Consider the following 13430-nt stretch of genomic DNA (forward strand, 5'->3'; position numbering starts at 1 on the left):
AAACTCGTCGCTGCTGGTCAGGCGGCGTATCGGACCTCGCGCCGCAGGGTTCCGATGACCCGTTCGCGTTGCGCGTTCATCCGGGGCGTTCGAGGCGCTGTCGGCACGACCTCGATGTCGTCGGCTGCGAAGACTGCGTCGAAGGACTCGGTGTGCTTCGCGTCCCGGTCGCGAATCAGGAAGCGCAGCGAGTCCACCCGCACACCCAACTCGATGGCGAGGTTTCTCGCCTGTTGCACCGTCCAGGGGCCGGTGGGATGGGCTGTCACGCCGGCGATGTGCAGTCGGCGTGTGTCGTGCTCAAGGAACACCAGCGCGTACACGCGGCGCAGGTCGATCAGGTCGATGTATAGGAAGTCGCAGGCGATGATGGACTCGGCTTGCGCGGTCAGGAACTCGCGCCACGTCGGGCCTCCCCGGCGTGGGGCTGGATCGATGCCCGCCGCTGTGAGGATTTCCCATACTGTCGTCGAGCCGACCGGGTGTCCGAGCCGGATGAGTTCGCCCTGGATCCGTCGGCAGCCCCACCGCGGGTTCTCCTTGGCCAGCCGCAGCACCAGCGCCTTCACCACACGCGTGGTCGGCGGTCTCCCGGGCCTGGCCCGGTGCTTGCTGTTGTCCCATTTCCGAGCGATCAGCCTGCGGTGCCATGCGAGCAGCGTCGCGGGCGTCACCGGGAACGCGTTCGCCCACCGGCACCGGGGGATCAGCGACGACAGCGCCGCGAACCACAGCCGATCCGCCGGCTCGTATCGCACAGGCCTCGTGAGCTGTCTGCGCAGCACCGCGTTCTCGTGTCGCAGCACAAGCAGTTCCGCATCCTTGGCCGCATCCCGACGCAACAGCAACGCCGTGAACGCGAGCAGCTTCCGAGCCACCTGGTACACCAGAGAGACGATCACCCGGACAGGGTTCCAGCAGACCGTGATGGAACGCCAGACCCGCTCCGAGCAGCAGCGATGAGATTCCGAACGGCACAGGCATGGGGCGGCGTTTTTCAGTGCCCGGTGCGGGCGGTGTTCGTTGTAGAAGGCCTCCTACTCGCGCAGGGCGTGGAGAAGGTGGTTCTGGTTCCAGATCAAGGTCCGGTCCAGAAGTTCCCTGCGGCAGGTCTGTATCCAGCGCTCCATGAGTGAGTTGATCCGTGGTATCCGAATGCCGGTGGTGACGACCTTGGGACCGGCATCGGTCATGAGGGCGTCGAAGGCGGCTGTGAACTTCGAGTCGCGGTCGCGGATCAGGAACCGTGCCCTGCTGACCGCGTCTTCGAGGTCCATGAGGAGGTCGTGTCCGAGCTGCACGATCCACTCCGCGGTGGGGTGTGCCGTGGCGCCGAGGACCCTGATACGACGGGTGGTGTGCTCGATGACGGCGAAGACGTACAGGCGCGCCCCCGTCAGCGTGCGGACTTCGAAAAGATCGCAGGCGAGAAGAGCCTTGGCCTGGCTGCGGAGAAAGTCGGCCCAGGTGGTGCTCTGCCGTTCGGGGGCGGGTGGGATGCCGTGATCGCGAAGGATCTCCCAGACCGTGGAGGCAGCGACCTTGATCCCCAGCGCCGCGAGTTCGCCGTGGATCCGGCGATACCCCCACGAGGCATTCTCCCTGGCCAGGCGCAGGACCAGGGCGCGGATCGACCGTAGGGTGCGCGGGTGTCCGCGTCGCCTGGGTACGCAGGTTGCGGCATGGCGCCGCCTGAGCAGGTCGCGATGCCAGCGCAAGACGGTATCGGGGCGGACCAGCAGCAGAAGGTGCCGCAGTCTGTCTTTGGGGAGGTGGTGGAGCAGGCCGGCGAGGATGGCACGGTCGCTGTCGGTGAAGGTCGGCTTGCCGACCTGACGCTGCAGGACCAGCAGTTGGTGCCGGAGGACGAGGATCTCGATGTCCTTGTCTCGGTCGCTCATCGGCAGGAGGCGTAGGAACGCCAGGGCGTTGGTCGTGGCGAGGTAGGCCAGGCGCAGCAGCACGACAGATCATGATGCCGCCCCGGCCCTTTGCGGGTGAAGGCACTTGGGCGAATGTCGAGGAGAACCGAAGATCCGTGATCAGGCCCCCGACCTGCGTGGATGATTTATCGGCACCCGCAGAGTCGGGCAACATCCAGTAGGCGTCCGATAGACGGGCGAATCTTCACCATGGCTGCCGGTCCACGTTGTCGTTGGTTTCCTACATGAAGGCTTCAACCATCTGCGAGTTGGCGGGCGACTGCTGATTTTCAGACGTCGGTTAACGTGTGGAATCGAACAGTTGATTCGAATGTGCCAGCACTGGGCCGTGAATAGTTGCTGCAGCAACGCCGCAGCCTGCGGTGACGATGGGGATCCGAGCGGACAGCACTTCCCATCACTACAGCACGGTGCCGTACCCGGGCAACATTGGCGCTTTCGCCCCTGCACCGGTGATTGGGGGATGGAGATTCAGGAAAACCATGAGCTGTGGCTGAACTTAGTGAGGCAGAGGGCGGTAGGCCCGGTGATGGCGCGAACACGGCGGGGCCGGCCGGCGATGACGAAGGTCGGCGTCGCGCTGACACTGCGGATGTCAGCGACAGGCCATCCGGACCAGCTGCCGATGCCGACGAGCAAGGACGGAGCTCAGGCGGTGAACGGGACGCGGCGGGCTCTGCTCCCGTACGCGGCGGAGGAGAATCGGGGGAGTCGGATGCCTCTTCTGAACCACCAGTGATGGACGTTGCCCGATTGGGAACAATCGTGGGAACACTTATCACCGTCCTCGCAGCTCTCGGCGGCCTGATTCTCGGTATCAGGGCTGAGCAACGGGCCACCAAGGAAGAAAGCCGAGCCGTCAACGAGGAAAAGGAAGCAAGCGTGCGTGACAAGTCGGCGTACGCGCGGCGTGTGGATTTCTATCAACACATGTCAACGCTGACGATCATCAACGGTAGTTCCCGGGTCATGGACATGCGCCTCGTCCTGAGAAAGCCTGACGTGTGGTGGGACCTTCAGGCCCTCCCGCCATGCCAGCAGTTCGACATTCCCACTGGACTGCTCAAGAGCGCGATGTCGGCCAAAGAGCCAAGGGTGGCGAAGCATCTTACGGACGGAGACTTGAGTAGACTACAGCTTGAGCTCCGAGACCCGAATGGCAGAGTCTGGCGCCGGGACAGCGGAGGGCTTGTCGCTCGAGTAGGGGACTGGGGTCGACCACCCAAAGGCTTGCGCGTGGTGAGTAGCGAGCCGTGGAACATGGGGCCCGAGAAGTCTCCGTACTGCGGAGACTGAGGTCTTCGGGGTGACGGTTCGTTGGTCTCGGTCGTCGGCTTCGAGATCGATGGGGTAGTTTGGGGCGATAAACGAACACGACAGGGTTCGTTTGCTGCGGGGCGTCGTGCCCTTGCCGGAAACCTCATCCGTGCAGGTCAAGCAGCATTTCGGTGCTCGTGGAGGATGCCGCCGAGGCGATCGCGTCGACGTATGTTGAGGCGGGCTAACTAATGTGTCCGGGTCGTCGATCGGCGGGGGCAAGGTCTGTAGCGGCGTGGCGTTCGCGATGCCCTGGTGTGGTCGGTGTCCGTTGTAGAACTGTTCGAACTCGTGCAGGGCGTGGAGAAGGTGTCGCTGGTTCCAGATCAATGTCCGGTCCAGGAGCTCGCGGCGACAGGTCTGTATCCAGCGCTCCATGATCGAATTCATCCTCGGTATCTGGATGCCGCTGAGCACGACGTCGATCCCCGCGTCCTTGAGGACGGCATCGAAGAGGCTGGGGAACTTCCCGTCCCTGTCCCGGATCATGAACCGTGCCCTGCGGGGTTCCACAACACGGCCACCTGTGATGACATGCGTTTCTACGCCGCTCGCTCGTATTCGTTGATGAGGCCGCCGAGACGCTGTCGGCGCTTGATCCGCTCGTGAGAAGGGTCGGCGATGGGGTGGTCGGGCCGTGGCGGGTGGAGTTGTTGTCCGCAGTGGGGTCTTCGTCCGTTGTAGTGCTGGATGTACTCGTTCAGCACGGTGCGTAGGTGGCGTCGACCGAAGATGAGGATCTGGTCGGTGACCTCTGAACGGACGGTGCGTCCGAATCTCTCCGCGTACGCATTCGCTTGGGGGCACCGCGGAGGGATCTTTACGACTTTGATGCCCTCGCTGGCGAGGACCATGTCGAACGACCTGCTGAACTGGCTGGCCCGGTCGCGTATGAGGAAGTCGAACTCGGATGCGCGGTGGCCGAGGTCCATCAGGAGCTCGCGGGCCTGTTGCGTGGTCCAGGGGTCGTCCGGATGGCCGGTCACTCCGAGGACGTGCACGTACCGGGTGCCGACTTCCATCGCAAAGAGCACATACAGCCGCCGCAGGGTGACGGCGCAGTCCACGTGGAAGAAGTCGACGGCGAGTGTGGCCTGGGCCTGGGTGCGGAGGAAGTGCCGCCACGTTGTGTCGGACTGCCGTTCAGGTGCCGGGGGTATCTTCCGGCGTTTGAGGACTCTGCGGATGGTGGAGGCGCCCACGCGGTGGCCGAGCTTGAGCAGCTCGCCCTGGATGCGCTGGTATCCCCACGAGGTGTTCTCCCGGGCGAGTTGTTCGATGAGCCTGGCGATCGCCCGGTCGATCGGCGGGCGGCCGGTTCGGTTCGGGTACGTCCACTTCTTCGTCACCAGTCGGCGGTGCCACCGCAGAATCGTGTCGGGTGTGACCAGACGGTGCCGTCGCAGTCGCCGCGGCAGCTGTCGGATCAGCACGGCGAGGTACGCGCGGTCGGCCCAGGTAAAGCGCGGCTTGGGGTTCGTGCGGCGCAGCACCGCTACCTCGTGCCGCAGAACGAGCAGCTCGATGTCCTTGGATGTGGAGGAACGGCAGAGGAGCACGCACCAGCCGAGCAGCCGGGTGAAGATCAAATAGAGCAGGCGAAGCGGCACAATCCGAGTCCTTCCCAGCGAGTGCTACTCCACTCATTACCGCTGGTCATCGCGCCGGGCCGAGTTCTGGAACCCCGCAGGCAGAGTTCCTGGGGTGAACGCCTGCGGTCAGTCAGTCACTCTCCAGGTGGTGGATCGGAAATGCTCATTCCAATCATCTGCGGCCGCTTCTCGTGAGATCCCCAATCCAAGATTGCGCGAAGCTTGTTACGCAGATCTGCATTGGTGGTCCCTGATTCGCGTAGATCTATTTCCACGGGAGTGGGGATTTCAAGAATTTCCGCATCCTCGGCTGTGAATTCTAGGGTGAGTAGTGAATCGGTAAGCCGTACGCTGTGCAGGCATCCATAAACCGTGAAGCCCCGTTCTGTCGAGATGTTGTAGGAGTCCATTCCAGACTGGACTTCCTGTTCGTCAGGCTCGTAGGTGGATCGCTGGATTGAGATTGACCTCCTGGAGCCCGCGTCATCGACCCCGGCGATCGCTACCTCGAGAACCTCCTCGTCCTCGTAGTCCTCGAAGAAGCCGACGTTTGTGGCGGTCAATCTCATTTCCTCATGCCCCCTCGTGCCGCCCAGGTTCCAGCGCCTTTGGCCCCGGACCATTCATATGTAACTGACACTCCCAGTTCCCTGACCATGCGGTTCATCGCTCCCCTGCACCTTGAGCAAGGTGGAAGCTGACCTCGCATCGTAACCACGTCGCCAGGACTCAACGGGTACTGGGTCTGTCAAACGAGTGGTGTAACTGGGGCTGATGGGTTACTGACGGGCTGCGGAGAGGCGGCCGTCGAAGGTGATGTCGAAGGCGTTCAGCGCGGTCTTCCAACGCATGGTCCAGCGTGCCTGGCCCTTGCCGGTGGGGTCGAGGGACGTGATCGCCATGTAGACGCACTTCAGGGCGGCCTGCTCGTTGGGGAAGTGACCGCGGGCCTTGACCGCCCGGCGGATGCGGGCGTTGACCGACTCGATCGCGTTGGTGGTGCAGACGATGCGGCGGATCTCGGTGTCGAACCGCAGGAACGGGATGAACTCCTCCCTGGCGTTCTCCCACAGCTTCACGATCGCCGGATACTTCCGGCCCCAGGCGTCGGCGAACTCGGCGAACCGCTCCAGGGCGGCCTCTTCGGTCGGCGCGGTGTAGACGGGCTTGAGAAGCTTGGCGATCTTGTCCCAGTCCTGGCGGGCGGCATAGCGGAAGGAGTTCCGCAGCAGGTGCACCACGCAGGTCTGCACGATCGTCCGCGGCCAGACGGTCTCCACTGCCTCGGGCAGGCCCTTGAGCCCGTCGCAGACGAGCATGAGCACATCACTGACGCCGCGGTTCTTGATTTCGGTGAGAATGTGCAGCCAGTGCTTGGCGCCCTCGCCGCCGTCGCCGGCCCATAGCCCCAAGATCTCCCGCCGGCCTTCGGCGGTGACGGCCAGGGCCACGTAGATGGGCCGGTTGGCCACCGCGCCATCGCGGATCTTCACGTGGATGGCGTCGATGAAGACCACCGGATAGACGGCGTCGAGGGGGCGACTCTGCCATTCGGCCATGCCCTCCAGGACCTCCAGGACCTTGTCGGTGATGGTGGAGATGGTCTGGCGGGAGACCTCGGCACCATAGACCTCCGCCAGGTGGGCCTGGACCTCGCCGGTGGTCAGGCCCTTCGCAGCCAGCGAGATGACCATCTCATCGACGCCGGTCAGACGCTTCTGCCGCTTCTGCCGCTTCTTGAAACAATCTTCGGCTCGAAGGAGCCGTCGCGGTCGCGGGGCACGGTTATCTCCACAGGTCCGACGTCGGTCAGGACTGTCTTGGAGCGTTTGCCGTTGCGGGAGTTGCCGCCGTTCTTGCCCTCCGGGTCGTGCTTGTCATAGCCGAGGTGGTCGGTGATTTCGCCCTCCAGGGCGGACTCCAGCAGCCGCTTGGTCAGCTGCTGCAGCAACCCGCCCTCACCAGTCAACTGCAGACCCTCGGCCTGAGCCCGGCCCACCAGCTCGTCGATCAACTGGTCGTCCACGGCCTTCGCCGGCACAGCCTCCACGGGCTCGACAGCCTCGGAGCCGGACACGTTCTCACTGGTCATCGATGCATCTTCCATGATCGGGAGTTACACCGAACGTTTTACAGTCCCGGCCCGGCCCTGACCGCTTCCGCCACCTCCACGATCCGCCTCGGCTCCGGAGCCGTACAGCTCGGCCACCGCACCGCTCTGTCCACCGTGGAGGAGTTCGGCCTGATCGACGCCCTGCACCCCGGACGGCTCGACCTGGGGCTCGGCCGCTCCTTCGGGCGCCCCGTCGACCGGAGCGCGGACGCGCCGCCCACCACGACACCCGTCGTCGACGGACGTACCCCCGGCGGCCTGCGCATCCCGCCCAAGTTCTCCTTCCAGCGACTGCTCGGATCGCCGCGTATCGCGCTCCAGCGGCAACTCCTCCAGCAGCCGGGCGCCGAAGCCCAGGACTACGGCGAACAGATCGACGACATCCTCGCCCTGCTGCGCGGCGACTACCGGTCGGCCGACGATGTCGAAGCACACGCGATCCCCGGCGAAGGCGCCGACGTGCAGGTGTGGATCCTCGGTAGCAGCGGCGGGCAGAGCGCGCTGGTCGCGGGCCGGGGCGGCCTGCGCTTCGCCGCCAACTACCACGTCAGCCCGGCCACCGTCCTGGAGGCGGTCGAGGCGTACCGCGCCGCGTTCCAGCCGTCCGAAGTCCTCGACAAGCTGTACGTCAGCGTCTCCGCCGATGTCGTGGTGGCCGAGGACGACGCGACCGCCCGCGAGTTCGCCACGGGCTACGGGTTGTGGGTCCGCAGCATCCGCACCGCCGAGGGAGCCATTCCCTTTCCCACCCCCGAACAGGCCCGCGCCCACGTGTGGTCCGAAGCGGACCGGGAGCTGGTCGCCGACCGCGTGGACACCCAGTTCGTCGGCTCGCCCGCGCGCGTCGCCGACGAACTCGAACGACTCCAGGAAGCCACCGGCGCGGACGAGTTGCTCATCACCACCATCACCCACCGCCACGCCGACCGGGTGCGCTCCTACGAACTGCTCGCCGAGGAGTGGCGACGCCGCTGAGCCGGGTACGACGAGCCGCGCCGTTCCACGGTCACGCGGCGACGGCGTCGGCGGAACCCGGGCCGCTCAGCACCGCCGAGAACTGGTCGACGACCTGTTCGAGTCCTGCACGTGCGACGGCGTCCACCACGACAGCTCCCTCGTCCCGGGCTTCGATGTGCTTGTCCAGCACGAACCAGCCCGGCGTGATGTGTGCCGCCCCCATGGAGGCGAGCACCGGCCGCAGCCCGTAGTCGATGGCCAGCACATGAGCGGTGCTGCCGCCGGTTGCCAGCGGCAGCACGGTCTTGCCTTCCAGCGCGTACTGCGGCAGCAGGTCGAGCAGCGACTTCAGCAGCCCCGAGTACGCGGCCTTGTAGACCGGGGTGCCGATGACGACGGCGTCGGCCCGTGCGACGAGCTGCGTGGCGCGGACGATCTCCGGATGCCCGAAGTCCGCGTGCAGCAGGGCCTCGGCCGGAAGCGTGCGGACGTCCAAGGAAATCACCTGGTGCCCCTGTGCGGCGAGCCGGGAGTCCAGCCCGCGCAGGAGACGGGCGGTGCGGGAGGTGGCGGAGGGGCTTCCGGAGACGGACAGGACGGTGGACATGGAGGGTCACCTCGAAATCGTCGGTGCGGGGTATGGGAAACAGTCAGAGCGCCTTGCCCGGGTTGAGGATGCCGTGCGGATCGAAGGCCGCCTTGATGCGGTGCTGGAGCCGGTGCTGGTCCGGTCCGAGCTCGTCGGCGAGCCATCGCCGTTTGAGGGTGCCCACGCCGTGTTCACCGGTGAGCGTGCCGCCGAGGCGGAGGGCGGCGCTGAAGATGTCACCCGCGGCCCGCCAGACGGCGTCCGGGATGCCAGGGAGAGCCGGGTCGAGAACGAGAATGGGGTGGAGGTTGCCGTCGGCGGCATGGGCGAAGGTGAAGATCCGCACCCCGTGGCGGTCGGCCGCGGCGTCGATCTCGCGCACGGCGGTGGCCAGCCTGTTCCGGGGTACGGCGATGTCCTCGATCAGGACCCGGCCCAGCCGCTCCAGCGAGGGCAGGGCGAGCCGCCGCGCGGCGAGCAGCCGATCCGCCTCGGCCGGATCCCCTGAGACCTCGACCGAAGTCGCCCGTCCGCGCAAGCACCGTACGGCCGCCTCGGCCTCGGCCGCCGCGCCCCGCCCATCGCACTGCAGGAGCAGCAGCGCGCCCCCGCGCGACCGCAGAGCCGTGCCCTGGGCATCGTCCACCGCGCCCAGTACCGGGCCGTCGAGCAGCTCGGCCATGGCGGGCTCGACACGGGCGGCGGTGAGCGCGGAGACGGCCTCGGCGCCTTCAGCGAACGTGGCGAAGTACGCGGCGACCGTGACCGTCTCCTCGGGCACTGGACGCAGCCGCAGGGTAGCGGCGGTGATCACCCCGAGGGTGCCTTCGGAGCCGGTGAGCAGGCCGGTCAGGTCATAGCCGGTGACGCCCTTGACCGTGCGCCGTCCGGTCCGTACGAGTGTCCCGTCCGCGAGCACCGCGTCCAGGCCCAGGAGCGCGTCCCTGGTGACCCCGTACTTGGCGCAGCGTAGCCCGCCCGCGTTGGTCGCGATGTTCCCGCCGATGGTCGAGATCGCCGCGCTCGCCGGGTCGGGTGCGTAGCGCAGCCCGAACTCGCCTGCCGCGCGGTCCAGTTCGGCGGTGATGACGCCCGGTTCGGCGACGGCGATCTGCTCCTCGGGGCTCAGCTCCAGGATGCGGTTCATGCGTGACAGATCGAGGACGACACTGCCCGCCCCCGCGCTCGCCCCTCCGGACAGCCCTGTTCCCGCCCCGCGCGGCACGACCGGTACCCGTAGGTCGTGGGCGTGCCGCAGAGTCGCCTGAATGTGCTCGGTGCGCGTGGCGTGGACGACCGCGAGCGGGACGCCATCCGGCCTGCTGCCGGAGCGGTCGGTGGCGTAACGGCCGGTGGCCTCGGAACCGGTGGCCAGCGCCTCGTCCGGCAGGTCGCGGCGCAGGGCCGTCAGCAGCGCGGCGGAGGCATCCGTATCGGTGGCATGCGTGGGTGCGCCGCCCGCGCGGTCGGCCGTGTCCGGATCGGACAGCGGAACGGTCATGTCGGCCTCTCACTTCCTGTGCCGAGCGCGGCCGCGCCGATGGCGAGCAGCGCCGTGTCTTCCTGTGGGGCGTGTACCGGGGCGCACTGGACGTCCCGGAAGTGGCGCTCCAGGGGGTTGTCGCGGGACAGCCCCGGATTCCCCAGCAGCCGCAACCCCAGGGCGACCGCCTCGGTGGCGTGCCGGTCCGCCAGGACCCGGGCGCCCAGCGCGTGTTCGGGGGCGTACGAACCGTCGGCGCCGTCGACCCGCTCCGCACCCGTGAACACCAGATGTTCGGCCAAGTCCAGCCGCAGAGCGATCTCACCGGCCACGCGCCGGAAGCGCTCGGTACGGGCCACCGGATGGCCGAGGTTGGCGGGGATCCGCTCGTGGGCGAAGCGGTGGACGTAACCCTGGGCGGCGCGCGCCACACCCAGGTAGAGGGCGGCGAGCGGCAGGTGGAGGGCCGCGCCCGCGCGGTTGTCCTGCTCCGCCTCGGCGCCGTGCCCGGCCAGGTCGATGACGTTGCCCTCGGGGATCTCGACGTCGTGCAGCGCGATGTCGTGGCTTCCGCTGGCGCGCAGCCCCAGATGGTCCCAGCGGTGGGTGATCTCGATCCCGGGGGCGGTGCCGGGCACCACGAAGGTGCCGACCCGTGGCGTGGGCTCGTCCGTGGTGGCCCACACCAGCAGCCAGTCCAGCCCTTCCACACCGGTCGCGAAGCGCTTGCGGCCGCTGAGCGACCAGCCGTCGGGGGTGCGCCGGGCCACCGTCGAGGGCAGTCCACCGCGCGCGGGCGAGCCGAGTTCGGGCTCGACACGGACGTGGTTGAGCAGCACCGGCCGCGAAGCGGCCTCGGCCAGCACCTGCCCGTAGAGCTCTTCCGGCCAGTGCGGCCGCATGGCCTGGCGGCGGTGGACGGCGAGGCTCATGGCGGCGATCAGCGCCACCGACGGATCGCCTTCGCCGAGCGCGTGCAGGATGCGCGCGGTGTCCGCCACCCCGAGGGCGGGGCCCCCGTACCGCTCGCCGACGGTGGCGGTGAGCAGCCCGGCCTCGTGCGCTGCGCGGATCCCCTCGGCCGGAAACGTGCCGTCGCGGTCGTACGCGGCCGCGGTCGCGGCGAGCCGTCGCGTCACGGAGGCCAGCGAGGAGAGATCCGGGACGGGAAACGGAAAGTCGCCGGTCATGAGGCGAGTTCCCGGCGCAGCAGCGGAGTCAGACGGTCGCTCCAGAATTCGCTCACCGTCAGCTTCCGCTTCACCGCGCCGAGGTCACCGAAGGCGTCGGCCACCTTCTGCTCGGAGGCGGTGGCCCCAGGGCTCACCGGCCGGATCCCGGTCCCGCGCTGGGCCTGTCCCGCCGTGAACTCCTCCAGCGCCTGATCCACCGGCTGGTGGGTGGCGGCGGCGATGACCTTCGCGTATTCCTTCTGGCGCCCGTCGCGCACATAGGCGTACGCCTTGTCGAGGCGGGCCAGCAGATCCGCCAGCGCTCCGCGCCGGGCCGCGCCGCCGAGGGTGTCGTCCGAGGCCGTCCACAGGAAGTTGCCGGAGAGGATGTCCTTGCCGGAACCGATGGTGCGGGCACCCCGCTGATGGGCGGTGATGACCGCGTTGCCATATCCGGCGAACGCGTCGACGGAACCGCCGTTCAACGCGGCGATCCCCTTGTCGGGATCCAGCGGGGCGGCCTCGATGTCGTCCCAGCCGAGCCCGGCCCGCTTCAGCAGCTCGTAGAGGAAGTAGTGGGCGGTGGTGTTCTTGACGTAGCCGACCCTCTTGCCCCGCAGCTGCGACATCGAGGTGATCGTGGACCCCTTGGGGGCCACGACCTCCTGGTTGAGGGTGTTGCCGCGCTCCACGGCGACGACCTTGAAGTTCGGCTTTCCGCCGCCCGCCGCGAAGACCGGCGGGATCTCGCTGGAACTCGCCACGTCCAGGGCGCCGGCGCGCACCGCCTCCAGTTGCCTGTCGCCGCCCTGGAACAGGCTCCACTTCACCTGGTAAGGGGTGTCGTCCAAGTGCGCGAACTTCAGCAGCGCCTCCTCCTCCTTCCAGCCGGTCGCACCGACTCGGAGGGTGACGGAGGATCCCTTCCCGCCCCCGTCCGCGCCCGCGGTGCCGCCACAGGCGCTCAGCGCACCGGCGGCCAGCGCCACGACGGCGCCGAGAGCGGTACGGGCGCGAGCGCGCCGGGGACGGGAGCGGGCGCGCCGGGGACGGGAGCGGGCCGGTGGCCTGGACATCCGGGTGATGCCTTTCATGAGGAGAACGGTGAGAACGAGGAGAAGGGGTGAAGGGGTGAAGGGGGTGAAGACGGTGGCCGGACGTCAGACGGCCGAGGTGGCGGCGCGGTGCGCCAGCTCCTGACGGACCAGCGGCAGTACATGACGCCCGTAGTCGATGGCGTCGTTGAGCGGGTCGTAGCCACGGATGGACAGCAGCTCACAGCCGATGTCGACGTAGTCGAGCAGCGCCTTGGCGACCGTCTCCGGGGAGCCGACCAGTGCCGTGGAGGCACCGGCGGCGTTGGTGGCCGCGGCGGGTGCGGTCCACAGGCAGCGGTCGTGCACCTCGCCGCGCTCGGCGACGGCCAGCAGCCGCTGCGATCCGACGTTGGACGGGGTGCCCTGGCCGACCGCCGGGTAGTGCCTGCGCTTGGCCCGCTCGGCGTGGTTGGCCTTCACGGCGCCCAGGGTGCGGTGCGCCTTCTCCCATGCCAGCTCGTCGGTGGGGACGATGATCGGCCGGAAGGACACCCAGATGCGCGGCCGGGGCCGGCCCGCGGCGTCCGCGTACGCCTTCACCGAGGCGATCTGCTCGGCGGTCTCCTTCAGCGGCTCGCCCCACAGCCCGAAGATGTCGCCCTGCTGCCCGCCCACCCGGTACGCGTCCCTCGACGAGCCGCCCACCGAGATGGGGATGGTGCCGTGGTACGGGGCGACATCGGAGCGGAAGCCCTCGAAGCGGTAGTACGGGCCCTCGTGGGAGATCGGCCCGTCGGCCTCCCACACCCTGCGCAGGATCCGGATGTACTCGTCCGATCGGGCGTACCGCTCGCTCTTGCTCAGATAGTCGCCCTCGCGGTGCTGCTCCTCGTCGTTGCCGCCGGAGATGATGTGCACCACCAGCCGCCCGGCGCTGATCTGGTCCAACGTGGCCAGTGCGCGGGCCGCGTGGGTGGGGAATACCACCCCGGGGCGGTGGGCGAGCACCGGTTTGACGCGCTCGGTGTGATGGGCGACGAACTGGGCCAGCTGCAGCGCGTCCGGGGCGGCCGAGTGGTAGGTGACCAGGGTGTAGTCGAAGCCGGAGTCGTCCAGAGCCCGGGCGTAGCGGCGGGCGTAGTCCACATCGATCCCGGAACCCGCGGTGGGGTCGCCCTCGGTGGCGGGGTTGGGGTGGACGGCGCTGATGAACTCGACGGGCATGGC

Annotated in this window: 9 protein-coding genes and 5 pseudogenes; 2 read left to right on the forward strand and 12 right to left on the reverse strand. The window is 68.0% G+C overall.

Annotation, left to right across the window (positions count from 1 at the left end):
* Positions 1-32: 32 nt before the first annotated feature.
* Both ASC60_RS34965 and ASC60_RS34970 read right to left on the reverse strand, forming a co-directional pair.
* Positions 33-902, reverse strand: a pseudogene (locus ASC60_RS34965) (integrase); the annotation flags it as partial.
* A 138-nt stretch (positions 903-1040) separates the two neighbouring features.
* Positions 1041-1964 (reverse strand): annotated as a pseudogene (locus ASC60_RS34970) (integrase); the annotation flags it as partial.
* A 744-nt stretch (positions 1965-2708) separates the two neighbouring features.
* Here ASC60_RS34970 and ASC60_RS41910 point away from each other — a divergent pair.
* The gene (locus ASC60_RS41910; RefSeq protein ID WP_159043378.1) at positions 2709-3239 is read left to right on the forward strand and encodes a hypothetical protein; all 531 of its coding nucleotides are present in this window, start codon (positions 2709-2711) and stop codon (positions 3237-3239) included.
* 312 nt (positions 3240-3551) lie between these two features.
* Here ASC60_RS41910 and ASC60_RS44260 read toward each other — a convergent pair.
* The 5 genes and pseudogenes from ASC60_RS44260 to ASC60_RS34985 all read right to left on the reverse strand — a co-directional run.
* A pseudogene (locus ASC60_RS44260) lies at positions 3552-3749 on the reverse strand (integrase); the annotation flags it as partial.
* A gap of 53 nt (positions 3750-3802) precedes the next feature.
* Positions 3803-4870: an integrase core domain-containing protein gene (locus tag ASC60_RS34980; RefSeq protein ID WP_055557737.1), complete on the reverse strand. Its 1068-nt coding sequence runs from the start codon at positions 4868-4870 to the stop codon at positions 3803-3805.
* A gap of 116 nt (positions 4871-4986) precedes the next feature.
* Positions 4987-5421, reverse strand: coding sequence for an Imm10 family immunity protein (locus ASC60_RS40215; protein ID WP_079038828.1), 435 nt, complete (start codon positions 5419-5421; stop codon positions 4987-4989).
* On the reverse strand, positions 5418-5570 hold the full coding sequence (locus ASC60_RS44265; RefSeq protein ID WP_107097248.1) for a hypothetical protein: 153 nt from the start codon (positions 5568-5570) through the stop codon (positions 5418-5420). Before ASC60_RS44265 ends, ASC60_RS40215 begins: the two co-directional genes overlap by 4 nt.
* Positions 5571-5631: 61 nt before the next feature.
* A pseudogene (locus ASC60_RS34985) lies at positions 5632-6944 on the reverse strand (IS256 family transposase).
* A gap of 54 nt (positions 6945-6998) precedes the next feature.
* On the opposite strand from ASC60_RS34985, the pseudogene ASC60_RS34990 reads away from it, so the two are divergent.
* Positions 6999-7940, forward strand: a pseudogene (locus ASC60_RS34990) (LLM class flavin-dependent oxidoreductase); the annotation flags it as partial.
* Between the two features lie 31 nt (positions 7941-7971).
* Here the strand turns inward: ASC60_RS34990 and ssuE are convergent.
* The 5 genes from ssuE to ASC60_RS35015 form a co-directional block, all read right to left on the reverse strand.
* Positions 7972-8529 (reverse strand): NADPH-dependent FMN reductase, encoded by a 558-nt coding sequence (gene ssuE, locus ASC60_RS34995; RefSeq protein WP_055557738.1) that lies wholly within the window; start codon positions 8527-8529, stop codon positions 7972-7974.
* Between the two features lie 43 nt (positions 8530-8572).
* Entirely contained in the window at positions 8573-10012 is a 1440-nt protein-coding gene (locus ASC60_RS35000) for an FAD-binding oxidoreductase (protein ID WP_079038823.1), read from the reverse strand.
* The gene (locus tag ASC60_RS35005) at positions 10009-11184 is read right to left on the reverse strand and encodes an acyl-CoA dehydrogenase family protein (protein ID WP_234357260.1); all 1176 of its coding nucleotides are present in this window, start codon (positions 11182-11184) and stop codon (positions 10009-10011) included. The genes ASC60_RS35000 and ASC60_RS35005 overlap by 4 nt, the downstream gene beginning before the upstream one ends.
* Positions 11181-12260 carry an ABC transporter substrate-binding protein gene (locus tag ASC60_RS35010; RefSeq protein WP_079038824.1) on the reverse strand — a complete coding sequence of 360 codons (1080 nt, stop codon included), beginning with the start codon at positions 12258-12260 and terminating at the stop codon, positions 11181-11183. Before ASC60_RS35010 ends, ASC60_RS35005 begins: the two co-directional genes overlap by 4 nt.
* Before the next feature lie 66 nt (positions 12261-12326).
* On the reverse strand, positions 12327-13427 hold the full coding sequence (locus ASC60_RS35015; protein ID WP_055557740.1) for an LLM class flavin-dependent oxidoreductase: 1101 nt from the start codon (positions 13425-13427) through the stop codon (positions 12327-12329).
* Positions 13428-13430: the final 3 nt, after the last annotated feature.

Origin of the sequence: Streptomyces sp. NBRC 110028, from assembly GCF_001417735.1 — a bacterium.
Lineage (GTDB): Bacteria > Actinomycetota > Actinomycetes > Streptomycetales > Streptomycetaceae > Streptomyces.